Source organism: Burkholderia cepacia complex sp. TUM26381 (genome assembly GCF_057439935.1).
The window spans coordinates 3,387,010-3,411,775 of sequence record NZ_CM172006.1 but is presented as its reverse complement, the minus strand read 5'-3'; the positions used below and the strand labels follow the sequence as shown (position 1 = coordinate 3,411,775).

Below are 24,766 nucleotides of genomic sequence, written 5' to 3'. Positions count from 1 at the left end.
GCGGTTTCAACGTTTGCGCGAAAAAAATCGCCAATTCGATCTAAACTTTCGGTCAGCACTGCCGCTAAGTGTGAGAGACCTGCGACCGGGCCCCCGTTCTGGCCCGGTTTTACTGCGCCCCGGTTGCCCCGGGCGCCCATGACAAGAAAGACCGGCTAGCCATGAATATCGAAACGTCGACGGACCCCAGCCTGGATGCAGGCCACTCCGGGCCCGACTATGCCCGCCGCAATCCACTGGAAATCGGCGTGCAGTTGCGCAACCTCGTGAATCGCGGCGATTTCCTGACCGTCCAGTATCCGGGCGGCCAGCTCGTCACGCGCCTGCTCGAGGTCGACGTCGGCGCGCGGACCTTCACGTTCGACTGGGGTGCGTTGTCCGAGCAGAACGCCAGCATCCTCGGCGCGTCGCACTGCACGTTCGCGGCCGCGCCGGAGGGCGTGCGGGTCGAATTCACCACGGGCACGCCGCGCGAGACGCGCTACGAGGGGCTGCCCGCGTTCGTCGCCGATTTCCCCGACGTGCTGGTCTGCATCCAGCGCCGTGAATATTTTCGCGTCGACGCGCCGATCGTCGATCCGTTCCTGTGCCGCGGCAAGCTGCCGGACGGCGAAAGCTTCCTGTTCGAGGTCCACAACCTGTCGCTGGGCGGCGTGGGGCTGCGCACGGCCGACGAGCGCGTCGAGGCGCTCGAGGTCGGCACGCTGCTGCCGGACGTCGAGCTCGAGCTGACCGGCCACGGCAAGCTGTCGCTCGACCTGCAGCTCGTGTCGCAGCGTTCGACGCAGATGCCGAACGGGTCGCGGCGCTACCAGCTGGGCTTCCGTTACATGTCGCTGCCGGGCAGCGCGGAGAACACGCTGCAGCGGCTGATCACGCAGCTCGAAATGAAGCGCCGCTCGCTCGCGCGGGCCTGACGCGCACGCGTTGGCCGGCCCCGCACGGGCCGCCCGCGCACGGCCGCCGGCGCCTCCCGCCGGCCGCTTCGGCCGGCGACGCACGCGCGTGCGTCGCGCGCGCATTTTTTCCTCAATTTTTTCAATTCGCGGCCGTTATACCGGGAGTCACGCAACCCGGCGGCCGCAGTGCGGCCGGCTCATCAGGATCGCGCATGTCCAATTCACTCATGAACCTCGGCGTCAGCGGCCTGAATGCCGCGCTCTGGGGCCTCACGACGACCGGCCAGAACATCAGCAACGCCGCGACGCCGGGCTATTCGGTCGAGCGGCCCGTCTATGCCGAGGCAAGCGGCCAGTACACGAGCAGCGGCTACATGCCGCAGGGCGTGAACACCGTCACCGTGCAGCGTCAGTACAGCCAGTACCTGAGCGACCAGTTGAACGGCGCGCAGACGCAGAGCGGCGCGCTGTCGACGTGGTTTTCGCTCGTCACGCAGCTGAACAACTACATCGGCAGCCCGACGGCCGGCATCTCGACCGCGATCACGAGCTTCTTCACCGGGATGCAGAACGTCGCGAACAGCGCGTCCGACTCGTCGGTGCGGCAGACCGCGATGAGCAATGCGCAAACGCTCGCGAACCAGATCACGGCGGCCGGCCAGCAGTACGACGCGCTGCGCCAGAGCGTGAACACGCAGCTGACGAACACCGTCACGCAGATCAATGCGTACACCGCGCAGATCGCGCAGCTGAACCAGCAGATCGCGTCCGCGAGCAGCCAGGGCCAGCCGCCGAACCAGCTGATGGACCAGCGCGACCTCGCGGTGTCGAACCTGTCGAACCTCGCGGGCGTGCAGGTGGTGCGCAACAGCGACGGCTACAGCGTGTTCATGTCGGGCGGCACGCCGCTCGTCGTCGCGAACAAGAGCTACCAGCTGGCGACCGTCGCGTCGCCGTCCGATCCGAGCGAGCTGACCGTCGTGTCGCAGGGCATCGCCGGCGCGAACCCGCAGGGGCCGAACCAGTTCCTGTCCGACGCGTCGCTGTCGGGCGGCACGCTCGGCGGCCTGCTCGCGTTCCGCAGCCAGACGCTCGACCCGGCCGAAGCGCAGCTCGGCGCGATCGCGACCAGCTTCGCCGCGCAGGTCAACGCGCAGAACGCACTCGGCGTCGACCTGTCGGGCAAGCCCGGCGGCAACCTGTTCACCACCGGCGCGCCGATCACCTACGCGAACCAGGGCAATACCGGCAACGCGGCGCTGTCCGTGTCGTTCGCGAACGCGTCGCAGCCGACCACGGGCGACTACACGCTCGCGTACGACGGCGCGAAATACACGCTGACCGACCGCGCGAGCGGCACGGTGGTCGGCACGTCGACGTCGATGCCGGGATCGATCGGCGGGCTGAACTTCTCGTTCTCGTCCGGCGCGATGAACGCCGGCGACAAGTTCACCGTGCAGCCGACGCGCGGCGCGCTGAACGGCTTCGGCCTCACGACGTCGAACGGCTCCGCGATCGCGGCGGCCGCGCCTTACGTGCCGTCGGCCGCCACGACCAACACGGGCAACGGCACGATCGGCGGGCTGTCGGTCACGAACCCGGCGGCCGCGGCCAACGCGCACAACTACACGATCACGATGGGCGGCACCACCGCCGCGCCGACCTATACGGTCACCGACAACACGGTCGTGCCGCCGACGACCAGCGCCGCGCAGCCGTACCAGTCCGGTTCGCCGATCACGCTGACGGCCGGCGTCACGGTGACGGTGTCGGGCACGCCGGCGGCTGGCGACACGTTCAAGGTCGCGCCGAACACGGGCGGCACGAACGACGGCAGCAACGCGCTCGCGCTGTCGAAGCTCGTCAATTCGACGGCGTTCGGCAACGGCACGACCACGCTGACGGGCGCGTACGCGAACTACGTGAACGGCATCGGCAACACGACGTCCCAGCTGAAGTCGTCGAGCGCCGCGCAGACTTCGCTGATCGGGCAGATCACGCAGGCGCAGCAGTCGGTGTCGGGCGTGAACCAGAACGAGGAAGCGGCCAACCTGATGCAGTATCAGCAGCTCTACCAGGCGAACGCGAAGGTGATCCAGACGGCGTCGACGCTGTTCCAGACCGTGCTCGGCCTGTTCAACTGATTTCGGGGATCGAAGCCATGCGGATTTCCACCACGCAGTTCTACCAGATGAACGTCGCGCAGATGAACGATCAGCAGGCGCAGCTCTCGCAGCTGTACCAGCAGATCTCGAGCGGCGTGAGCCTCGCGACGGCTGCCGACAACCCGCTCGGCGCGGCGCAGGCCGTGCAGCTGTCGATGACGTCGGCGACGCTGTCGCAGTACGCGTCGAACCAGAACAGCGCGCTGTCGTCGCTGCAGAAGGAAGACCAGACGCTCATCAGCGTCAACAACCTGCTGAACAGCATTCACACGGTCGTGATCCAGGCCGGCGACGGCTCGCTGTCCGACAGCGATCGCTCCGCGCTGTCGACGCAGCTGCAGGGCTATCGCGACCAGCTGCTGACGCTCGCGAACTCGACCGACGGCTCGGGCAACTACCTGTTCTCGGGCTTCCAGTCGGCCACGCCGCCGTTCTCGAACGCGCCAGGCGGCGGCGTGACCTACAGCGGCGACACGGGCGTGCGCCAGGTGCAGATCGCCGACACGCGCGCGATCTCGCAGGGCGACAACGGCGCGAACGTGTTCCTGTCGGTGCCGATGCTCGGCAGCCAGCCGGTACCGCTCGCAGGTGCGGGCAACACGGGCACGGGCACGATCGGCGGGGTGACGATCACGAGCCCGTCGGCCGCGACCAATGCGCACCAGTTCACGATCGCGTTCGGCGGCACCGCCGCCGCGCCGACCTATACGGTCACCGACAATACCGTCGTGCCGCCGACCACGACCGCCGCGCAGCCGTATTCGAACGGCGCCGGGATCGCGCTCGGCAACGGCCTGTCGGTGCCCGTGTCGGGCAAGCCGGCCCCGGGCGACACGTACACGGTCACGCCGGCGCCGCAGGCCGGCACCGACGTGTTCGGCGCGCTCGACACGATGATCGCCGCACTGAAGGTGCCGATCAGCAGCAACACGACTGCCGCGACCGCGCTCGCGAACGCGATGACCACCGGCACGACGAAGCTGAACAACATGATGACGAACGTCCTCACCGTTCAGGCGTCGGTCGGCGGCCGCGAGCAGGAGATCAAGGCGATGCAGACCGTGAACCAGACCGTCACGCTGCAGGTCAGCAGCAACCTGGCCGACCTGACGAGCACCAACATGGTGACGACGATCAGCCAGTTCCTGCAGATGCAGAACGCGCTGACGGGTTCGCAGAAGGCGTACGCGCAGTTGCAGAACCTGTCGCTGTTCCAGTACATCAACCCCTGATGCACGATGCGCCGGCGGCGATGTGAGCGCATGCTTACCTCGCCGCCGGCGCCAGCCGCCAGCCGTGCATCGCGCGCGGACGGGCGCTTCGCCGGGCCGCGCGGTCGCGCACCGGTTTCCCCACACGGCAAGCCGCGCCCCGCGCATGACGGCCCGCCGTATCAGTCCGCTTGCCAGCCCCATTTCCGCTCCGTAAACTCGCGCCAGATTCCAGACCGGCGCACCCTTGGCAGCCGGCGACCGACAGGAGCCCTTTCCCCATGTCCGATTCCTATTTCCCGCGCTGGCGGGTCCAATCGACCGGCGCGGCCTCGCGCGTGGTCGGCACCGACGAGCGCCTGCCTTGGCCGCAGATGGTCGCGATGGGCGTGCAGCACGTTGTCGCGATGTTCGGCTCGACCGTGCTCGCGCCGCTGCTGATGGGCTTCGACCCGAACCTGTGCATCTTCATGTCGGGCATCGGCACGCTGCTGTTCTTCGTGCTGGTCGGCGGCCGCGTGCCGAGCTACCTCGGCTCGAGCTTTGCGTTCATCGGCCTCGTGATCGCGGTGACGGGCTACGGCGGCAGCGGCCCGAACCCGAACATCCCGGTCGCGCTCGGCGGGATCGTCGCGTGCGGTGTCGTGTACGTCGCGCTCGGCGCACTGGTGCAGGCGATCGGCACGCGCTGGATCGAGACGCTGATGCCGCCCGTGGTGACCGGCGCGGTCGTCGCGGTGATCGGGCTGAACCTCGCGCCGATCGCGGTGAAGGGCGTGTCGGCGTCGACCTTCGACTCGGTGATGGCGCTCGTCACGGTGCTGTGCGTCGGCGGCGTCGCGGTGTTCTCGCGCGGCATGGTGCAGCGCCTGCTGATCCTCGTCGGGCTGGTGATCGCCTACGCGATCTATGCGGTCGCGACCAACGGGATGGGGCTCGGCAAGCCGGTCGATTTCTCGATCGTCGGGCACGCGGCCTGGTTCGGGGTGCCGAGCTTCCGCGCGCCGGTGTTCGATCCGCACGCGATGCTGATGCTGGCGCCGATCGCGGTGATCCTGGTCGCGGAGAACCTCGGCCACATCAAGGCCGTCAGCGCGATGACGGGCACCAGCCTCGATCGCTACGTGGGCCGCGCGTTCATCGGCGACGGGCTCGCGACGATCGTGTCGGGCAGCGTCGGCGGCACGGGCGTGACGACCTACGCGGAGAACATCGGCGTGATGGCCGTCACGCGGATCTACTCGACGCTCGTGTTCGCGGTCGCCGCGGTGATCGCGATCGTGCTCGGCTTCTCGCCGAAGTTCGGCGCGGTGATCCAGACGATCCCGGGCCCCGTGCTCGGCGGCGTGTCGATCGTCGTGTTCGGGTTGATCGCGGTGACGGGCGCGCGGATCTGGGTCGTCAACAAGGTCGACTTCTCCGACAACCGCAACCTGATCGTCGCGGCCGTCACGCTCGTGCTCGGCGCCGGCGACTTCTCGCTGAAGATCGGCGGCTTCGGCCTCGGCGGGATCGGCACCGCGACGTTCGGCGCGATCATCCTGTACGCGATCCTGCGCAAGGAAAAGGAACCGGGCCCGGTGGTCTGACCGGGTGCGGGCGGCGCAACGCCGCCCGCCGGCGCGCCCTCACGCGCCGGTATTCGACTGCGCCTGCAGCCACGCGCAGAACTGCGCGACGAGCGGATCGTCGGCCGGCGCGCGCGGCGCGATCCACCAGTAGCTGCGCGTCGCGATGCGCGGCCCGTCGAGCGGCATCACGAGCCGGCCGCTCGCGAGTTCGTCGTCGATCAGCGGCAACGGGCCGAGCGCGACACCCAGCCCGTCGACGGCCGCCTGCAGCGCCAGGTAGAAGTGGTCGAACGACTGCCGCTTGCGGCCCTTCATCGTCACGCCCGCCGCCGCGAACCAGTCGCGCCAGCCCTCCGGCCGCGTATCCGAATGCAGCAGCACGTGCCGCGCGAGATCGTCCGCGCGCGCGATCGGCGCACGCTTGAGCAGCGCGGGGCTGCAGACCGGGATCACGCTTTCGTCGAGGAAGTGGCCGCTCGTGCAGTTCGGCCAGTGGCCGGGGCCGCGGCGGATCGCGACGTCGAAACCGTTCAGCGTGTCGAGCGGCGCATTCGACGTGGACAGCTTCAGCTCGACGTTCGGCACGTCGCGCTGGAACCGCGACAGGCGCGGCAGCAGCCATTTCATCGCGAAGGTCGGCAGCGCATTGATGCGCAGCACGCGCGCCGCGCCGGTGTTGCGCAACTGCTCGGTCGCATGCGCGATGCTGTCGAACGCCGCGCGCACGGTGTCCAGGTAGCGGCGGCCTTCGTCGGTGAGCTTCACGCGCTTGCCGTAGCGGTGGAACACCGGCTTGCCGAGCCATGCCTCGAACCCGGCAATCTGTCGGCTGATGGCACCGTGAGTCACATGCAGCTCGTCGCCGGCGGCGCTGAAGCTTTCATGACGTGCCGCGGCTTCAAAGGCCCGAAGCGCGGAAAAGGGCGGGAGGTCGCGTGCCATGCTTGTGATTCTAGATCACAAGGGCGCACCGATAAAATCGTTTTGCCACAATCCGGAACGGCGGTACCCTCGGTTCACCGTTTAGTGAGGCGCACCATGCAATCCGTATCCCCGCCGTCTGCCGCGGCGCCCCGCAGTGTCGGCCTCGCCGAGCTGTTCACCGGTTTCCTGTCGCTCGGCCTGATGTCGTTCGGCGGCGCGCTGCCGTTCGCGCGGCGCACGATCGTCGACGAACGCAAGTGGCTCTCCGCCGATGAATTCACCGATCTGCTCGGCCTGTGCCAGTTCCTGCCGGGCGGCAACGTGATCAACCTGTCGGTCGCGGTCGGCATGCGCTTTCGCGGCGTGGCCGGCGCGTTCGCCGGCATTCTCGGGCTGATCGCGGGCCCGACGCTCGTCGTCGTCGCGCTCGGCGTGCTGTACGCGAAGACGCAGAACGATCCGCACGTGCAGCATCTGTTCGCGGGGCTCGCCGCCGCGGCCGCCGGGCTGCTCGTCGCGATGGCCGTGAAGGTCGCGAAGCCGCTGCGGCACGCACGCGCCACGGCCGGCATCGCGGCGCTCGCATTCGTCGCGATCGCGGTGCTGCGCATGCCCCTGCTGACGACGATGCTCGTGCTGACGCCCGTCAGCATATGGCTCGCGTCGCGTCGCCGCGATCCGGGCACGCCGCAACCGGCGCAGGCTGCCGCGCGGGAGACGCAGCCGGGGGGGCGGCCATGAGCGATACGCTGATCGCCATCGCGACGATCTTCAGCCAGCTGTCGCTGCTCGCATTCGGCGGCGGCAACACGATCCTGCCGGAGATGCAGCGGCAGGTCGTCGACGTGCATCACTGGATGAGCGCGCACGAGTTCACCGCGCTGTTCGCGCTGGCCCAGGCGGCGCCCGGGCCGAACATGATGATCGTGTCGCTGGTCGGCTGGCATGTGGCCGGCTGGGCGGGGCTGCTGGTCGCGTCGCTCGCGAAGTTCGGGCCGTCGTCGATCGTCACCGTGCTCGCGCTGCATGCGTGGGAGCGCTTTCGCGACCGGCCGTGGCGCCGCTATGTGCAGCAGGGGATGATGCCCGTCACGGCCGGGCTCGTCGCGGCAAGCGCGGTGCTGATCTCCGAGGCGTCGAACCGCACGGCCATCCAGTGGGGCATCACGGCCGCGTGCGCGGTGCTCGCGTGGCGTACGCGCATCCATCCGCTGTGGCTGCTCGCCGGCGGCGCGCTGATCGGGCTCACGGGCATCGGGCAGTGAGCGGCCTGCGGCAAGCCGGCTACCGCGATGCCGGCAGGTCGCTGTTCACGAGGCCGAGCAGCCGGCCGCGCTCGCTGCCGACGTCGTCCGTCACGGTCGGCCAGTCGACCACGAAACCCGCCTCCAGCGCATCGCGCATGAGCGTGCCGTAATCGGCCTTCCCGACCCGGCCGTCGCGCAACGCGTCGGCCACCTCGTGCTTCAGCTTCGGCGTGAACGACGGATAGGCGGCCACCAGCGCCGCGTACTGGCGCGCATCGATCTCGCCCGATTCGCGGTTGAACGCCCAGACGGCCACCAGCACGATCGCGGCGAACGGGATGACCGTATAGCGCAGGAAGAACTTCGCGAGTGTCATTCGACGGTTCGGTGAAGAGAAGCGGGGGCGGCCAGGCTGCAGTCGCGTCCGGTCGGCCCGGTATACTCGGCCGGTCCTGCGGCGGTGAAACCCGCGCTGTCGACCCGTTCAGGCCGGCTGCGCTATCCAGCGCGAGCCCGTACCCTTGCGACGAGCATTATATTGGCGCGCGGCATGCGGCGAGGCCCGGCCGCGCGGCGCCGACGGCGGTGCTCGCGCCCGCCGGCAGGACCGAATTTCGCATCGCCCGCCGTACGCGGCCCGGCGGTGCGCACCACGGGAGGATCGATGGATCTCGACGGCGCCAGCCGCAATCTCACTGTCGCCGCCTTGCTGACGCTGTCCGGCGGCTACCTCGACGCGTACACGTACGTCGGCCACGGCCACGTGTTCGCGAACACGATGACCGGCAACGTCGCGCTGCTCGGCATCAACCTGTCGGCCGGCGAATGGGCGGCCGCGCTGCATCACGTGCCGCCGCTCGTCGGCTTCGTGATCGCGGTGTTCGTCGCACACCTGCTCGGTCTTGCCGCGCAACGCGGCTGGATGCGGCATACGGCGTTCGCGAGCCTGATCGTCGAGATTGCGTTTCTCGGCGTTGCCGCGAGCGGCCTCGTCGGCGCATCGAGCGCGTGGCTGATTCCGGGCATCTCGTTCGTCGCGACGCTGCAGACGCTGTCGTTCACCCATCTCGAGGAACTGTCGTACACGTCGGTGATGACGACCGGCAACCTGCGGCGCGCCGCGCAGAAGCTGTTCGTCGGGCTGATCCCGCGCTACGACGCGGGTGCGCTGCACGACTCGGCGCTGCTCGCGACGATCAGTTTCTGCTTCCTGGCCGGCGCGGTGGTCGGCGGCCTCGTGACGCGGCTCGTACCGGACATCGCGCTGTGGGGCGCGGTGCTGCTGCTCGTCGGCGCATTCGCGGAGATCGTGCGGCGCGCGTGGCGCCGCGCGGGGAACGGTGGCGAGGGCGGCGGCGACGGGGCGGCGCAAACGGCCTGACGGTACGCGGCACGTCGCACGCGGTAGCCGGTCGCAACGAATGCGCCGGCTGTTTCGCCACGCTCCACGCTCCACGTTCCCGCGCCGCACCCTCGGCGATCCTTACAGCGCCGCGCGCGCATGCCGGCGCCGTCGCGCCTGTCCCGTCGCCTTGCGAGACAGGCCTGGCGCGGGAAACGTTGTTCCCGGACGACAAACGCGCCGTTGCCGCGCATTTCAATTTCTTTCAGCGATCGCACTCGTCATATGATTCAGGCCACATCGCGCGCGCCAAGAACGTGAGCGATCGCCACCCGGCTGCGCACGCGGCCGGCCATGAATGGAGACACCTACAAAAAGGAAAGCTCATGAAGCAGACCACCCGACTCGCAGCCATCGCAGGGGGCGCCGCGCTCGCATTTGCCAGCCAGTACGCGGCCGCACAAAGCTCGGTCACGCTCTGGGGCGTCGCCGACGCCAGCATTCGTTACCTCACCAACGCCAACGCCAAGAACGACGGCCTGCTGTCGATGACCAACGGCGCGATCACGAACAGCCGCTTCGGCATCTACGGCACGGAAGATCTCGGCGGCGGCCTGAAGGCCGTGTTCAACCTCGAAAGCGGCGTGAACCTGCAGAACGGCGCATTCGCCGACAGCGGCCGCTTGTTCAACCGCGCAGCGTACGTCGGCCTGCAGAGCCCGTACGGCACGGTGACCCTCGGCCGCCAGAAGACGCCGCTGTTCGACCTGCTGTCGGATACCTACGATCCGCTGACGGTCGGCAACTACCTCGAAAACGCGTGGCTGCCGGTCGCACTCGGCGGCGGCCTGTATGCGGACAACCAGATCAAGTACACGGGCAAGTTCGAAGGCCTGACCGCGAAGGCGATGTACTCGACCGGCACCAACTACGAATCGACCGGCGCCGGCGGCTTCTCGGGCCAGATCCCGGGCTCGCTCGGCAAGGGCAATGCGTGGGGCGTGTCGCTGTCGTACGTGATGGGCCCGCTCAGCATCGCGGCCGGCGCGCAGCAGAACAGCGACAACTCGGCACGCAAGCAGACGATCTACCACGCGAACGTCGTGTACGCGTTCAGCAAGGCGAAGATCTACGCGGGCTACCTGCGCTCGAAGGACGACACCGGCTTCGTCGACAGCCTGCTCGCGCAGCAGACGATTCCGGTCGCGAAGGGCACGGGCCGGATCGACGACGGTCCGTTCGCGGGCGTGAGCTGGCAGGTCAGCGCGCCGCTGACGCTGACGGGTGCGTTCTATTACGACCACATGCGCAATGCGATGACCACCAACGGCACGCTCGCGAGCGGCAACCGTTACGCGATCGTCGGTATCGCCGAGTACGCGCTGAGCAAGCGCACCGAAGTCTACGGCACCGTCGACTTCAACAAGACGAACGGCGCGGCGAACGTCGAGCTGCCGGGTCGCAGCAACCAGACGGGCATCGCGATCGGTCTGCGCAATATCTTCTGACGAACGTCGGAACGCATGCGCCGGCATTCGCCCGGCGCGCATCGAAGAGGCGCCGCGAGGCGCCTTTTTTTTCGTCACGCGACCTTCATACGCGCGCCCGACTATTCGGCAATCGCTCCATTGCGAAAGTCCCGCGCCGTAAGCGTTCCGTCGGCATTCCAGAACATACTTTTACAGTACGCGCGAAGGCTTTCCGCTACGCTGCGTGCATCGCCCGTTGCGTGCCGTGAGGCGCGCGCGTGCGTCGTTCCGGTGGCGCTCGGCGAGCGCGGCCGGCCTGGTGCGTAACTTGTGTATCCGGTGATGACAATCGCGGTTCGCCGGTTTTTTTCGTGGGACGATGCGCTCACGATTTTCTTGAAAGGGGATGACGATGGGTATCCTGAACACCGTGGGTGAAATCGCTGGCGCAGTCGCAGCTGTCGAAGGCGCGGAAAAGCTGGATCCGGATGCGGGCCTGCTGACCAAGGCGGCCGCGGCCGTCGCCGGTTTCAAGGGCGCCGAAGCCATCGAAGGCATGCTCGAGAAGAAGGAAGAGCAGCCCCAGCAGGCGGACGATACGCAGGCGACGGACGGCAGCGACACGTCGCAGGCATGAGCATGGCGGCTGGTCCGGCCGCGGGTGCGCCCTTCGCGCGCCCGGGCGGACCGGTGCCGCGCAGCCGGCAGGTCGGGCATGCGGTCGATCGGTGACGCATGGCACACCCGGCAGTCGGTTTGACCGGCGAGAGGCCACGTCTCTCGCCGTTTTTTATTGGGGCGCGCCCGCGTCGCGCCGTGCGCCGCACGAATTCCCGAATCTTGCTATCGTGCCTTCATCCGAACTGCGATGAGGGAATGCGATGGATTTCGACTACGACCTGTTCGTCATTGGCGCCGGCTCGGGCGGCGTGAGGCTCGCGCGGATGTCCGCGTCATACGGCGCACGCGTCGGCATAGCGGAAGAAGAGCAGATCGGCGGCACCTGCGTCCTGCGCGGCTGCATCCCGAAGAAACTGCTCGTCTACGCGTCGCACTACCCGCATGAAGTCGAGGACGCGAAAGGCTTCGGCTGGACCTTCGGCGCCGGCACGCTCGACTGGCCCGCGCTGATCGCCGCGAAGGATCGCGAGATCAACCGGCTCAGCGACATCTACATCAACCTGCTGCGGCAATCGGGCGTCGACATGCACGCGGGCCGCGCGACGCTCGTCGATGCGCACACGGTCGCGATCGGCGCACGCACGATCCGCGCGCGCCACATCGCGATCGCGACCGGCTCGCGCCCGTCGCTGCCGTCGCGGCCCGGCATCGAGCACGCGATCACGTCGCGCGAGGCGCTGTCGCTCGCGGCGTGCCCGAAGCGCATCGCGGTGGTTGGCGGCGGTTATATCGCGGTCGAGTTCGCGGGCATCTTCAACGGCTTCGGCAGCCATGTCGACCTGTTCTATCGCGGCGAGCAGATCCTGCGCGGCTTCGACGGCGACGTGCGCCAGTTCCTGACCGACGAGATGACGAAGCAGGGCGTCGCGATCCACGCGCGTGCGGTGGTCGAGTCGATCGAGCGCGCGGACGACGGCACGCTGAGCGTGCGCGTCGGCGATGCGCGGCACGGGCCGTACGACCAGGTGCTCTATGCGACCGGCCGCGTGCCGAACGTCGACGGGCTCGGGCTCGAACAGGCGGGCGTGATGCTCGACGCGCGCGGCGCGATTGCCGTCGATGCGTATTCGGCGACGTCGGTGCCGTCGATCCATGCGATCGGCGACGTCACGTCGCGGCCGCAGCTCACGCCGGTTGCGACGCGCGACGGCGGGTTGCTCGCGCGCACGCTGTTCGGCGGGTCGCGCGTCGCGGCCGATCACGCGTACGTGCCGTCGGCCGTGTTCAGCCAGCCCGAGGTCGCGACGGTCGGCCTGACCGAGGCCGATGCGCGTCACGCGCACGGCGAGGTCGACCTCTACCGCACGTCGTTCAAGGCGCTGCGCCATACGCTGTCGGGGCGCGACGAGCGCACGATGATGAAGCTCGTCGTCGCGCGCGACAGCCAGCGCGTGGTCGGCGCGCACATGGTCGGCCGCGACGCGGGGGAAATCATCCAGGGCATCGCGATCGCGATTCGCGCGGGCGCGACGAAGGCGCAGTTCGACGACACGATCGGCATTCATCCGACCGCGGCCGAGGAGTTCGTGACGATGCGGCAGAAGGTGGCCGACTAGCGGGAGCGGCGCACCGGCGGGAAGGGACGGCCGCGTTCTGGCGCGGCCGTGGCCCGTTGGCGTGCCCGCCGCTCAATGCACGCCGAACGCGTCGAGCATCCGGTACCAGCTCATCGCGAGCACCAGCGCCGGCGTGCGCAGTGCCTCGCCACCCGGGAAGTCGCGATGCCGGATCTTGTCGAACAGGTCGAAGCGGCTCGCCTGTCCGTTGATCGCTTCGGCGATCAGCTTGCCCGCGAGCGCGGTCGTGTTCACGCCGTGCCCCGAAAACCCCTGCGCGAAGTACGTCGTCGGCGTGATGCGGCCGAAGTGCGGCGCGCGGTTCATCGTGATGTCGACGAAGCCGCCCCATGCATAGTCGACCTTCACGTCCGCGAGCTGCGGGAATGTCTTCAGCATGTCCGCACGCATCGCCGCCGCGAGGTCGCGCGGCTCCCGCGTCGAATAGCTGACCTTGCCGCCCCACACCAGCCGCGTGTCGGGCGCCGGCCGAAAATAGTCGAGCACGAAGCGGCTGTCGCAGATCGCCGCGCGTGCCGGCATCAGCGCGGCGGCGCGCGCTTCGCCGAGCGGCTCGGTCGCGATCACGTAGGTGCCGACCGGCATGATCTTCTTCGCCAGCGCGGGCGCCAGCGTGCCGACGTAGGTGTTGCATGCGAGCACGACGAAGCGCGCGCGCACGTTGCCGCCGCTCGTCTCGACGACGTGGCCGCCGGATACGTCGCGCACGCGCGTCACGCAGCTGTCCTCGTGGATGCGCACGCCTGCATCGATTGCCCCGCGTGCGAGGCCGAGCGTGTAGTTGAGCGGATGCAGGTGGCCGCTGTCCGGGTCGTACAGGCCGCCGCAATAGCGGGCCGATTGCACGTAGTCGCCGAGTTCGTCGGCGTCGACGAAATGGAAGCGGTCATAGCCGAAGCGTTTCGCGGCTTCGTCGCGCCAGCGTTTCAAGGCATCCGCGTCGCGCTCGGTGTTGGCGGCGGTCAGGTAGCCGGGCACCAGCGCGCAGTCGATGTCGTGCCGCGCGATGCGCGACTTCACGAGCGACAGCGTTTCGAGCCCCATGTCCCAGATGCGCTTCACGTCGCCTTCCGGCATGAATTGCCCGAACGTGTCGATGTCGCACGCGAAGCCGCCGATCAGCTGGCCGCCGTTGCGGCCGCTCGCCGCCCATCCGACCCGCGACGCTTCGAGCACGGTCACCGAATGGCCGCGCTCGGCGAGATTGAGCGCGGCGGACAGGCCCGTGAGGCCCGCACCGATCACGCACACGTCGGCGTCGATCGTGCCGGCGAGCGGCGCGTAGCGGGTCGTATCGTTGGCGGTCGCCGCGTAGTAGGACGCGACGTGCGGCTGGTTGGCGAATGTCTGCATGGTCGGGAGAACGGAAAAGGAGGGTTCAGAACAGCTCGCGCACGCGGTGGTACAGCATCCCGAGTTCGAGCGCGGGTTGCCGCCACGCGTCGCCGCCGGGAAAGCGCCGGTGACGTATGCGTGCGAACAGGTCGAACGCGCGCGTGTCGCCCGCGATCGCACCGGCGACCGCGCGTCCGGCGATGCCGGTGAGCGCGACGCCGTGCCCGCTGAAGCCCTGGACGTAGAAGAAGTTCGGATCGAGCGCGCCGAAGTCCGGCGCGCGGTTGCGCGTGACGTCGACGAACCCGCCCCACGCGTGGTCGACGCGCACGTCGCCCAGTTGCGGGAACACGCCGACCATGCGCTGCCGGATCGCTTCGGCGAGCGTGGCGGGCGACGCGCCGGCCGAGTTCGCGCGGCCGCCGAACAGCATCCGGTGGTCGGCCGACAGCCGGAAGTAGTCGAGGAAGAAGTTGTTGTCGCACACGGCTTCGCGCCGCGCGATCAGCGCGTCGGCACGCGCCTGGCCGAGCGGCTCGGTCGCGATGATGTACGACGCGATCGGCGCGATGCGCGCGGCGGTCGCGGCCGGCAGCACGCCGCCGGGGCCCGCGTTGCAGCACGACACGACGTAGCGGCAGCGCACCTCGCCCGACGGCGTGCGTACGACGGGCCGTGCGCCGCGTACGACGTCGAGCGCGGGCGTGTGCGCATACAGCGCGACGCCTTCGCGGCGCGCCGCGTCGGCGAGGCCGAGGCAGTACTTGAGCGGATGCAGGTGGCCCGACAGCGGATCGTGAACGCCGGCGAGATAGCGCGTCGATGCGATGCGCGCCTGGATCGCGCCGGTGTCGAGCCATTCGAGCGACGGATGGCCCCAGCGCGACGTCGCGGCATTCATCCATGCGCGCAGGTCGTCGATGCGGCGCGGTTTCGTCGCGACCGTGAGGTAGCCGCGCGTGAAATCGCAGTCGATTCCGTAGTGCGCGATGCGCTCGGCGATCAGCGCGACGCCGTCGAGCGACAGCGACCATGCGGCCCGCGCGCCGTCGGCGCCGAGCTGCTGCTCGATCACCTCGTCTTTGGCGAAGCCCGTGATCGCCTGGCCGCCGTTGCGGCCCGACGCGCCCCAGCCGGGCCGGTGCGCATCGATCACGGCGACGGACAGCCCGCGCGCGCGGCAGTCGAGCGCCGTCGACAGGCCCGCGAAGCCGGCGCCGATCACGCAGACGTCGACGTCGATGGCCGCTTCGAGCACCGGCGCGCCGGCCGCGGGATCGTCGACATCGGGCCGCGTGACCGTTGCTTCGTAGTACGAGTCGCGCGCGAGCGCATCGGCGCGGCGGGTGAAAGACTGCGTCATGAAAACGACTCCCTCGAAAAGGCTGCAACCTGCACGCAGCCGCCCGGAAAACGGCGCGGGACGCCGTGCGCGCGGCACGGCGTCCCGCGTGTGCTGCGTCAGAACGAATAGATGAACTGCGTGGCGAGCAGGTCGTTGGACTTGCCGTACGACCCGTCGTTGCGCAGGAACACCTTGTTGTTCGCCCAGTCGTGCCGGTATTCGACCTTCACGGTGATCTGCTGGGTCGGATAGAACAACAGGTCGAGCGCCACATCCTGGCGTACCGCCCCCTTGCACTCGAAGCCCAGGCCGCCGCCGGCCTTCGACTGCGCGAGGCAGTCCGCGTCGACGCCGAAGCCGTTGCTCGGATCCATCCCGTTGCCGTTCAGCGCGATGCCGCCGCCGCCGCCGCCGTTCTTCGAGTTGGCGAGCAGGTCATAGCGCAGCGTCACGCCCATGCGGCCGACCACCGGCGCGTTGAACTTGCGGTGCGCGAGCAGCGACAGGCCGTACCACTGCGCGAGCCCGCCGTTGAACGCCGCATGCTGTTGCCGGCCGTAGTCGACTTCCGCGTTGTACTGAATATCGGCGAGCGTGTAGGTCGCATCGAGTTCGCCGAAGAAGAACGAACCGTAGCCGCTCGGTGCCGCCCCGCCCGGACCGTAGTGGACGACGCCGTTCGCATCGATCGCGCTCGACAGCGTCTGGCGGCCGATGTTGAACGAGCCGCCGAGGTCAAGCGCGCTCGACCACGTGTAGTCCGCGCGCGCGGTGAAGGTCGGCACCTTGTTGCTGGTGGTGATCGGATCGCCGAGCGCGTTCGTGCCCGTCGTCGTGACCGAACCGTACGTGCGGTACTGCTCGTTGCCGAGGAAGAACTTCCACGCCCAGTTGCCCTTCGTGTAGTTCGCGCCGACACCGACGTAGCTGCCCGGATCGGAGAAATCGTACAGCAGGTTGTGCGTGAGCGTGAGCATCTGGTTCGACTGCTGCACCTCGTAGCCGCCGAAGCTCGGGATCAGGCCGGCGACCAGCGTCGTTTCGGCGGTGATCGGCACGTTGACGACCGCCGTGTTCAGCAGGTTGTCGGTGATCGAGCCGCGCGAGTTCTGCAGCAGCGTGATGCCGTTGCCGCGGTTCGGCATCAGCGTGATCTCGGCAGACGGCGCCATCGGGCCGACGCCGAACGTCTTCTTGATGTCGAGGTAGAGGTCGCCGAACGTGCTGTTGAAGTAGTTGTACGCGTTCTCGTGGTTCGCGAACAGGAACGACGACGTGCCGGCCGCACGGTTGTACATGTAGGTCGGATCGATATAGCCCGTGACCGACAGGCCGGCCAGCGGGCCCGTGTTGGCCGCGTCGGTCAGCGAATCGACCTTCAGCTGCTGGTTCGCGATCTGCTGCTTCATTTCGCTGACTTCGTCGTTGGTCAGCGCGGCCTGCGCCTTGCCGTAATCCGGCGAGCCCGGGTCGGCGGCCACCGCGACGGCCTTGCTGCCGCCCGCCGTGCCGGCGCTCGCGCCGGACGTCGCGACTGCCGCGCCGCCCGGCTTCGCGGCGAGCTGCGCCTGCATCGCCTTCATCTGCTTCTGCAGCGCCGCGACCTGCGCCTGCAGCGCCTTGATCTCGGCGGATGTGGAACCGGCCAGCGCGATGCCCGGCAACGCGCCGGCCACCAGCAGGCAGATCAGTTTCTTCTTCATTGCGGATTCTCCTTGTCGTGCGCCTGTCAAATCGGGATCGAATCGCGCGCCCCCCCTGGGGCAGCGCGTCTTGCTTGTCTGCAGTGCTTGTTATCTTTGAAGCAGGAGGGCGGTGCTCACGCCGCCGCGAACGCCGCCTTCAGGTCGGCCATGCGGCGCCGCTCGCGCGCGATCATCATCCGGTTCACGACGATCACGCCGATCGTCACGGCCGTGATGAACAGCGTCGCCAGCGCGTTCATCTCCGGGTTCAGCCCCAGCCGCACGCGCGAGAACACCACCAGCGGCAACGTCGTCGACCCCGGCCCCGACAGGAACGCCGACAGCACCAGATCGTCGATCGACAGCGTGAACGACAGCAGCCACCCCGACAGCAGCGCCTGCGAGATCAGCGGCAGCGTCACCACGAAGAACACCTTCAGCGGCGTCGCACCCAGATCCAGCGCGGCCTCCTCCAGCGACTTGTTCATCTCCTTCACGCGCGACTGCACGATGATCGCCACGTACGACACGCACAGCATCACGTGACCGATCCAGATCGTCACCATCCCGCGACCCTTCGGCCAGCCGAACATCTGCTCCAGCGCCACGAACAGCAGCAGCAGCGAGATGCCCTGGATCACTTCCGGAATCACCAGCGGCGCGTTGATCATCCCCGTGTACAGCGTGAAGCCCTTGAAGCGGCCGAAGCGCGCGAGCACGAAGCCCGCCCACGTGCCGATCACGACCGACGCGGTCGCCGTCAGCAGGCCGATCTTCAGCGACAGCCACGCGGCCGTCAGCAGCTCGTCGTCCTCCAGCAGCGCCGCGTACCACTTCAGCGAGAAGCCCGACCACACCGTCACCAGCTTCGACTCGTTGAACGAGTACACGATCAGGCTGATGATCGGGATGTACAGGAACAGGAAGCCGAAGGCGAGAACGCCCGTCGACAGCGGTTTGCTCGGCTTGATCATTTCGCTTCCTCCAGTTCCTTGACCTGGTAGTACTGGAACAGCGCCATCGGAACCAGCAACAGCAGCACCATCGCGACCGTCACCGCGGACGCCATCGGCCAGTCCATGTTGTTGAAGAATTCATCCCACATCACCCGGCCGATCATCAGCGTGTCGGCGCCGCCGAGCAGCTCCGGAATCACGTACTCGCCCACCGCCGGGATGAACACCAGCAGGCTGCCGGCGATGATCCCGTTCTTCGACAGCGGCAGCGTGATCCGCGTGAACGCGACCCACGGCTTCGCGCCCAGGTCGTACGCGGCCTCGAGCAGCGTCAGGTCCATCTTCACGAGGTGCGCGTACAGCGGCATCACCATGAACGGCAGGTACGAATAGACCATCCCGATGTAGACGCCCGCATCGCTGTGGTACAGCCGCAGCGGCGTGTGGATGATGCCGAGCGCGATCAGCGTGTGGTTCAGCAGGCCGTCGTCCTTCAGGATGCCGATCCATGCGTACACGCGAATCAGGAACGAGGTCCAGAACGGCAGCATCACGGCCATCATCAGCACGTTGCGTCGGTTCGGTTCCGAGCGCGCGATGTAGTACGCCATCGGGTAACCGATCAGCAGGCACAGCACCGTCGACACGGCGGCCATCTTCAGCGAGCTGAGGTAGGTCGCGATGTACAGGTCGTCCTGCAGCAGGAACGCGTAGTGCGACAGCTGCAGCGCGAAGTGCACGACGCCGTCCTTGATCTCGACGAGCGACGTGTACGGCGGAATGCCCATCACCTGGTCGGCGAAGCTGATCTTCAGCACCAGCACGAACGGCAGCGCGAAGAACACGGCAAGCCACAGGAACGGCACGCCGATCGCGACGCTGCGGCCCGACGGCAGGAAGCGCGACAGCGCGGCGAAGCGGCCCGGGCGGGCGCGGCCGGCGCCCGTACTCGCGGCGCCGGTCGACACCGGCGCGGAAGGCGTGGAAGCAGAGGTTCTCATCGTGTCGTCCTCACTGCGTCAGCACGACGCCGCTGGCCGGCGACCACGACACGAACACGTCGTCGTTCCACGCCGGCGCGTTGTCGCTCATCAGGTGCGAGCTCGACAGGTTCGACACGACCGTCTTGCCGCTCGGCAGCCGCACGTGGTACAGCGAGTAGCTGCCCATGTACGCGATATCGGTCACGACGCCGCGCGCCCAGTTGTGCTTCGAACCCGGCTTCTCGCGCGACACGTGCACGCGCTCCGGGCGCACCGAGATGCCGACCGGCATCCCGAGCGGGCCGGTGACGCCGTGGCTCACGTACATGCGCGCTTCGAGGTCGTCGCTCTCGACGAAGATGTGGTCGGGCTCGTCCTCGACGACGCGGCCTTCGAACAGGTTGGTCGAGCCGATGAATTCGGCGGAGAAGCGGCTGTTAGGAAATTCGTACACCTCGCCCGGCGCGCCGATCTGCACGATCTTGCCTTCGCTCATCACCGCGAGGCGGCTGGCCATCGTCATCGCCTCTTCCTGGTCGTGCGTGACCATCACGCAGGTCACGTCGACTTTCTCGATGATGTTCACGAGTTCGAGCTGGGTCTTCTGGCGGATCTTCTTGTCGAGCGCGGACATCGGCTCGTCGAGCAGCAACAGCTTCGGACGCTTGACCAGCGAGCGGGCCAGCGCAACGCGCTGCTGCTGGCCGCCGGACAGCTGATGCGGCTTGCGCTGCGCGTACTTGCTCATCTGCACGAGCGCGAGCGCATCGGCCACGCGCTCCTTGATTTCATGCTTCGGCGTGCCTTCCTGCTTCAGGCCGAACGCGACGTTCGATTCGACCGTCATGTGCGGGAACAGCGCGTACGACTGGAACATCATGTTCACCGGGCGGCGGTACGGCGGCAGCGACGCGAGGTCTTCGCCGTCGACGAAGATCTTGCCTGAGGTGGCCGTTTCGAGCCCGGCGAGCATGCGCAGCAGCGTGGACTTGCCGCAGCCGGAGCTGCCGAGCAGCGCGAACAGTTCGTTCTTCGCGATCGTCAGGTTCACGTTGTCGACGGCCGTGCTGTCGCCGAATTTCTTCACGACGTTTTCGATGCGTACGAACGCGTCGTTTTGCGGACGGGCCACGGCGGCCGGTTGGGTCTGTCGTGCAGCAGCGGAAGAGGGTATCGATTGCATGGGAGTCACCATTCGTTCTTCACGGATTGCAGGCGTGAGCGTCCCCGCGCGAGGCGCGCAATGCGACTCACGGACAACGGCTCGTGCCGGATGGAACAGGGCGCGCGGTGCGCGCGGGCGGACGGAGGTCCGCGGATCTCAGGCGGGCAGGCGTACCGCGATGCCTGCGCCGCCGTGATGCATGACGGTCAGTGGCCCGTCTTCAGCTGGGCCCACAGACGGTTCTCGAGGCGCAGGATGTCGGCCGGCATCGGCTTCATCAGCACCATCTTCTTCAGCACGTCTTCCGGCGGGTAGACGGTCGGATCCTGTGCGACGGACGGCGTGACGAACGGGTGCGCGGCCTTGTTCGCGGTCGGATAGAACACCGTGTTGGTGATCGCCGCGTTGACCTTCGGATCGGAGACGTAGTTGATCCATTTCATGGCGGCTTCCGGGTGCGGTGCATCCTTCGGGATCACCATCACGTCGAACCAGAGCAGGCCGCCTTCCTTCGGATTCGCGAACTTGATGTCGTACGAACGCTTCGCTTCGGACGAGCGGCGGTGCGCGATGCCGACGTCACCCGACCAGCCGAGCGCAACGCACACGTCGTTGTTCGCGAGGTCGTTGATGTAGCCGGACGAGTTGAACTGGGTAATGTACGGGCGGACTTTCTTCAGGACTTCGAATGCTGCCTGGTAGTCGCCGGGGTTGGTGCTGTTCGGGTTCTTGCCCATGTATTGCAGCGTCGCGGCGAACACGTCGACGGCCTGGTCGAGGAACGACACGCCGCAGCCCTTCAGCTTTTCCATGTTGGCCGGGTCGAACACCAGCGCCCAGCTGTCGACCGGCGCCTTGTCGCCGAGCGCCTTCTTCACTGCCTGCGCGTTGTAGCCGATGCCGTCCGTGCCGTAGGCCCAGGGGACGCCGTACTGGTTGCCCGGATCGGCATCGGCGATCATCTTCATCAGCAGCGGGTCGAGGTTCGCGAGGTTCGGAATCTTCGACTTGTCGAGCTTCTGGTACACGCCGGCCTGGATCTGCTTGGCCATGTAGTTCGACGTCGGCACGACGATGTCGTAACCCGAACTGCCGGCAAGCAGCTTCGCCTGAAGCGTGTCGTCGCTGTCGTAGTTGTCGTACTTGACGTGGATACCCGTCTGCTTCTGGAAGTTCGGGATCGTGTCGGGTGCGATGTAATCGGACCAGTTGTAGACATTCAGCTCGTCGGCATGCGCCGACGGGCTGGCGACCGACGTGAACGCTGCCGCGGCGGCAAGGGCGGCAACAGAACAGGCTTGGCGAAGAAAGCAGGCACGCATGGTGGAATTCCCTTGGGTTATGGCGGCGTGCGGCGCCCGCCGCACGCCTGTAGGCAAAACCGTTACGAAATACCCAGTTGCTGGGCGGTTGCATCGACGGCTTTCTTCGCCTTCGACACGAGTTCATCGATTTCCTGGCGCGTGATCACGAGCGGCGGCGACAGCAGCATCCGGTCGCCGGTGGCACGCATGATCAGGTTGCCGTTGAAGCAGAAGTCGCGGCAGATCGTGCCGACGTCGCCACCGTTCGCGAAGCGGCGGCGATCGGCCGGCGATTCGGCGAGCTGCAGGCTCGCGACGAGGCCGTGGCCATGCACCTCGCCGATGATCGGGTGACGCGCGAAGGTCTCGCGCATCAACGCCTGGAAGTACGGGCCCGTGTCGTTCTTCACGCGCTCGACGATGCCTTCGTCGCGCAGCAGCTTCAGGTTCGCGACCGCGACGGCCGCCGCCACCGGGTGGCCCGAGTACGTGAGACCGTGATTGAATTCGCCGTTGTCGATGATCGGCCGCGCGACGCGCTCGTGAATGCCGACCGCCCCCATCGGCACGTAGCCCGACGTGAGGCCCTTCGCCATCGTGATCAGGTCCGGCTCGAAGCCGAAGTGCTGGTGTGCGAACCATTCGCCGGTGCGGCCGAAGCCGCCGATCACTTCGTCGGCAACGAGCAGGATGTCGTACTTGCGGCAGATCCGCTGGATTTCCGGCCAGTAGGTCGACGGCGGGAAGATCACGCCGCCCGCGCCCTGGAACGGCTCGCCGATGAATGCGGCAACGTTCTCCGCGCCGAGTTCGAGAATCTTCGCTTCGAGCTGCTGCGCACGCGCGAGACCGAACGCTTCCGGCGTTTCGCCCGGCTGCGCTTCGCCGAAGAAATACGGCTGGTCGATGTGCACGATGTGCTCGACCTTCGACGGCATCTGCTCGTGCATGTAGCCCATCCCGCCGAGCGTGCCGCCCGCGATCGTCGAGCCGTGGTAGCCGTTCTTGCGCGAGATCACGTACTTCTTCTGCGGCTTGCCCTGCACGCGCCAGTACTGGTGCACGAGGCGCAGCACGGTGTCGTTGCCTTCCGAGCCGCTGTTGCAATAGAAGAAGTGGTTGAAGCCGGCCGGCGTCACTTCCGCGAGCATCGCCGACAGCTCGATCACCGGCGGGTGCGTGGTCTTGAAGAACGTGTTGTAGAACGGCAGTTCCTGCAGCTGGCGGTACGCGGCGTCGGCGAGTTCCTTGCGGCCGTAGCCGACGTTCACGCACCAGAGACCGGCCATTCCGTCGATCACCTTGTTGCCGTCCGAATCCCACAGGTAGACGCCGTCGGCCTTCACGATCACGCGGCTGCCCGCGCGGTTCAGCGCGCCCATGTCCGAGAACGGGTGGATGTGGTGCGCGGCGTCGAGCGCGCGGTATTCGGCGGTCGAGCGTGCCTGCGTCGCGCGCGGCGCGGCGGCCGGCGCGGCCGGCTGGATCCAGGCAGATTCGTTGCGGTAAGTCATGTTTCCTCCGTGATTCCGTATTCGGTTGTGCGCGCTCAGACGTGCAGCAGCAGATGGCGGCGTTCCCACGAGCTGATCACGCGGAAGAACGCTTCGTATTCGGTTTCCTTCAGCGCGAAATACGCCTTCAGGAACTTGTGGCCGAGGATCTCGCCGAGCGGTTCGCATGCGGCCATCAGCGTCAGTCCTTCCTCGAGGTTGCGCGGCAGCTGGTACGGCAGGTCGTAGCCGTCGCTGACGAGCGGCTCGGTCGGCTCGAGGCGTTGCGTCATGCCGAGGTAGCCGGCCGCGAGCGTCGCGGCGAGCGCGAGGTACGGGTTGCAGTCGACGCCCGGGATGCGGTTCTCGATGCGGCGTGCCGCCGGGCCCGAGTGCGGGATGCGGAAGCCGACCGTGCGGTTGTCGTAGCCCCACTGCACGTTGATCGGCGCGGCCATGAAGCGCGACAGGCGGCGGTACGAGTTGATGTACGGCGCGAAGATCGGCATCAGCGCCGGCGTGTACTTCTGCAGGCCCGCGAGGTAGTTGTAGAACATCGACGTCGCGCCGCCGGTTTCCTGCGACGTGAACAGGTTCTGGCCCGTTTCCTCGTCGACGATGCTCTGGTGCACGTGCATCGCCGAACCCGGCTCGTCTTCCATCGGCTTGGCCATGAACGTCGCGTACATGTTGTGACGCAGCGCGGCCTCGCGCACCGTGCGCTTGAACAGGAACACCTGGTCGGCCAGCGACAGCGCGTCGCCGTGCATGAAGTTGATCTCCATCTGCGCGGCGCCGACTTCGTGGATCAGCGTGTCGATGTCGAGGTTCTGTGCTTCGCAGTACTCGTAGATGTCCTCGAACAGCGGGTCGAACTCGTTGACGGCCTCGATCGAATACGACTGGCGGCCCGTTTCGGGGCGGCCCGTGCGGCCGACCGGCGGACGCAGCGGCAGGTCCGGGTCCTTGTTCATGTCGACGAGATAGAACTCGAGTTCCGGCGCGACGACGGGCTTCCAGCCCTTCGCCTTGTACAGGTCGAGCACGCGGCGCAGCACGTAGCGCGGCGAGATCTCGACCGGCGAGCCGTCGAAGTGCACGCAGTCGTGGATCACCTGCGCGGTCGGGTCGATGGCCCACGGGATCAGGCGGATCGTCGATGCGTCGGGCACGCACACCATGTCGGGATCGGTCACGCCGGTCAGCGAGCCGTCTTCCGGATATTCGCCGGTGACGGTCTGGACCATCACGGCCTGCGGCAGGCGCATCGACTCGCCGGACGTGAACTTGTTGCGCGGCGTGATCTTGCCGCGCGCGATGCCGGCCATGTCGGGAATGATCGCCTCGACTTCGGTGATCCGGTGTTGTTTCAGAAAGTCTTCAATGTCGTGCATGTCTGTTCTCGTTAGTTTGG

At 67.6% G+C, this 24,766-nt stretch carries 20 protein-coding genes and 2 pseudogenes; 11 read left to right on the top strand and 11 right to left on the bottom strand.

Annotated elements, in window-relative coordinates; genetic code table 11:
- Positions 1-161 precede the first annotated feature (161 nt).
- The 5 genes and pseudogenes from ACWMMN_RS16010 (at position 162) to ACWMMN_RS15990 (ending at position 5,864) form a co-directional block, all read left to right on the top strand.
- On the top strand, positions 162-917 hold the full coding sequence (locus ACWMMN_RS16010; protein ID WP_059232987.1) for a flagellar brake protein: 756 nt from the start codon (positions 162-164) through the stop codon (positions 915-917).
- Between the two features lie 194 nt (positions 918-1,111).
- A pseudogene (gene flgK / locus ACWMMN_RS16005) lies at positions 1,112-2,476 on the top strand (flagellar hook-associated protein FlgK); the annotation flags it as partial.
- Between the two features lie 174 nt (positions 2,477-2,650).
- A pseudogene (locus tag ACWMMN_RS16000) lies at positions 2,651-3,043 on the top strand (flagellar basal body rod C-terminal domain-containing protein); the annotation flags it as partial.
- A gap of 17 nt (positions 3,044-3,060) precedes the next feature.
- Positions 3,061-4,296 (top strand): flagellar hook-associated protein FlgL, encoded by a 1,236-nt coding sequence (flgL, locus tag ACWMMN_RS15995; RefSeq protein WP_059232989.1) that lies wholly within the window; start codon positions 3,061-3,063, stop codon positions 4,294-4,296.
- A 260-nt stretch (positions 4,297-4,556) separates the two neighbouring features.
- Complete coding sequence (locus ACWMMN_RS15990; RefSeq protein WP_059232990.1) at positions 4,557-5,864, top strand: solute carrier family 23 protein; 1,308 nt, start codon at positions 4,557-4,559, stop codon at positions 5,862-5,864.
- Between the two features lie 39 nt (positions 5,865-5,903).
- Here ACWMMN_RS15990 and ACWMMN_RS15985 read toward each other — a convergent pair whose 3' ends face one another.
- The gene (locus tag ACWMMN_RS15985; RefSeq protein WP_059232991.1) at positions 5,904-6,788 is read right to left on the bottom strand and encodes a transcriptional regulator GcvA; all 885 of its coding nucleotides are present in this window, start codon (positions 6,786-6,788) and stop codon (positions 5,904-5,906) included.
- Between the two features lie 96 nt (positions 6,789-6,884).
- Here ACWMMN_RS15985 and ACWMMN_RS15980 point away from each other — a divergent pair, with 96 nt between their 5' ends.
- Positions 6,885-7,511, top strand: a complete 627-nt coding sequence (locus ACWMMN_RS15980; protein WP_486422842.1) for a chromate transporter — start codon at positions 6,885-6,887, stop codon at positions 7,509-7,511.
- The gene (locus tag ACWMMN_RS15975) at positions 7,508-8,035 is read left to right on the top strand and encodes a chromate transporter (RefSeq protein ID WP_006477572.1); all 528 of its coding nucleotides are present in this window, start codon (positions 7,508-7,510) and stop codon (positions 8,033-8,035) included. The genes ACWMMN_RS15980 and ACWMMN_RS15975 overlap by 4 nt, the downstream gene beginning before the upstream one ends.
- Before the next feature lie 19 nt (positions 8,036-8,054).
- Here the strand turns inward: ACWMMN_RS15975 and ACWMMN_RS15970 are convergent, their stop codons facing one another.
- Positions 8,055-8,393 (bottom strand): hypothetical protein, encoded by a 339-nt coding sequence (locus tag ACWMMN_RS15970; RefSeq protein WP_486422841.1) that lies wholly within the window; start codon positions 8,391-8,393, stop codon positions 8,055-8,057.
- A gap of 288 nt (positions 8,394-8,681) precedes the next feature.
- Between ACWMMN_RS15970 and ACWMMN_RS15965 the strand changes: the two genes are divergently transcribed.
- The 4 genes from ACWMMN_RS15965 (at position 8,682) to gor (ending at position 13,065) form a co-directional block, all read left to right on the top strand.
- Positions 8,682-9,398, top strand: coding sequence for a YoaK family protein (locus ACWMMN_RS15965; protein WP_059232994.1), 717 nt, complete (start codon positions 8,682-8,684; stop codon positions 9,396-9,398).
- 347 nt (positions 9,399-9,745) lie between these two features.
- Positions 9,746-10,867, top strand: a complete 1,122-nt coding sequence (locus ACWMMN_RS15960; protein WP_039369128.1) for a porin — start codon at positions 9,746-9,748, stop codon at positions 10,865-10,867.
- A gap of 373 nt (positions 10,868-11,240) precedes the next feature.
- On the top strand, positions 11,241-11,465 hold the full coding sequence (locus ACWMMN_RS15955; RefSeq protein ID WP_043185162.1) for a hypothetical protein: 225 nt from the start codon (positions 11,241-11,243) through the stop codon (positions 11,463-11,465).
- A 244-nt stretch (positions 11,466-11,709) separates the two neighbouring features.
- Entirely contained in the window at positions 11,710-13,065 is a 1,356-nt protein-coding gene (gene gor, locus ACWMMN_RS15950; protein WP_340624531.1) for a glutathione-disulfide reductase, read from the top strand.
- A 72-nt stretch (positions 13,066-13,137) separates the two neighbouring features.
- Here the strand turns inward: gor and ACWMMN_RS15945 are convergent, their stop codons facing one another.
- From ACWMMN_RS15945 to ACWMMN_RS15905, 9 genes are all read right to left on the bottom strand, one after another.
- Positions 13,138-14,439, bottom strand: coding sequence for an NAD(P)/FAD-dependent oxidoreductase (locus ACWMMN_RS15945; protein WP_059232996.1), 1,302 nt, complete (start codon positions 14,437-14,439; stop codon positions 13,138-13,140).
- A gap of 25 nt (positions 14,440-14,464) precedes the next feature.
- Positions 14,465-15,784, bottom strand: coding sequence for an NAD(P)/FAD-dependent oxidoreductase (locus tag ACWMMN_RS15940; RefSeq protein ID WP_174994700.1), 1,320 nt, complete (start codon positions 15,782-15,784; stop codon positions 14,465-14,467).
- 98 nt (positions 15,785-15,882) lie between these two features.
- A complete protein-coding gene (locus tag ACWMMN_RS15935) occupies positions 15,883-17,469 on the bottom strand; it encodes a DUF3138 family protein (RefSeq protein ID WP_059232998.1) in 1,587 nt (528 codons plus the stop codon).
- 116 nt (positions 17,470-17,585) lie between these two features.
- Positions 17,586-18,425, bottom strand: a complete 840-nt coding sequence (locus ACWMMN_RS15930) for an ABC transporter permease subunit (RefSeq protein WP_059232999.1) — start codon at positions 18,423-18,425, stop codon at positions 17,586-17,588.
- A complete protein-coding gene (locus ACWMMN_RS15925; protein ID WP_059237804.1) occupies positions 18,422-19,408 on the bottom strand; it encodes an ABC transporter permease subunit in 987 nt (328 codons plus the stop codon). Before ACWMMN_RS15925 ends, ACWMMN_RS15930 begins: the two co-directional genes overlap by 4 nt.
- 10 nt (positions 19,409-19,418) lie before the next feature.
- Entirely contained in the window at positions 19,419-20,573 is a 1,155-nt protein-coding gene (locus ACWMMN_RS15920) for an ABC transporter ATP-binding protein (RefSeq protein WP_059233001.1), read from the bottom strand.
- Positions 20,574-20,761: 188 nt separating this feature from the next.
- Complete coding sequence (locus ACWMMN_RS15915) at positions 20,762-21,877, bottom strand: polyamine ABC transporter substrate-binding protein (protein ID WP_059233002.1); 1,116 nt, start codon at positions 21,875-21,877, stop codon at positions 20,762-20,764.
- 62 nt (positions 21,878-21,939) lie between these two features.
- Entirely contained in the window at positions 21,940-23,373 is a 1,434-nt protein-coding gene (locus ACWMMN_RS15910) for an aspartate aminotransferase family protein (protein WP_059233003.1), read from the bottom strand.
- Between the two features lie 35 nt (positions 23,374-23,408).
- Positions 23,409-24,746 (bottom strand): glutamine synthetase family protein, encoded by a 1,338-nt coding sequence (locus tag ACWMMN_RS15905; RefSeq protein WP_059233004.1) that lies wholly within the window; start codon positions 24,744-24,746, stop codon positions 23,409-23,411.
- Positions 24,747-24,766: the final 20 nt, after the last annotated feature.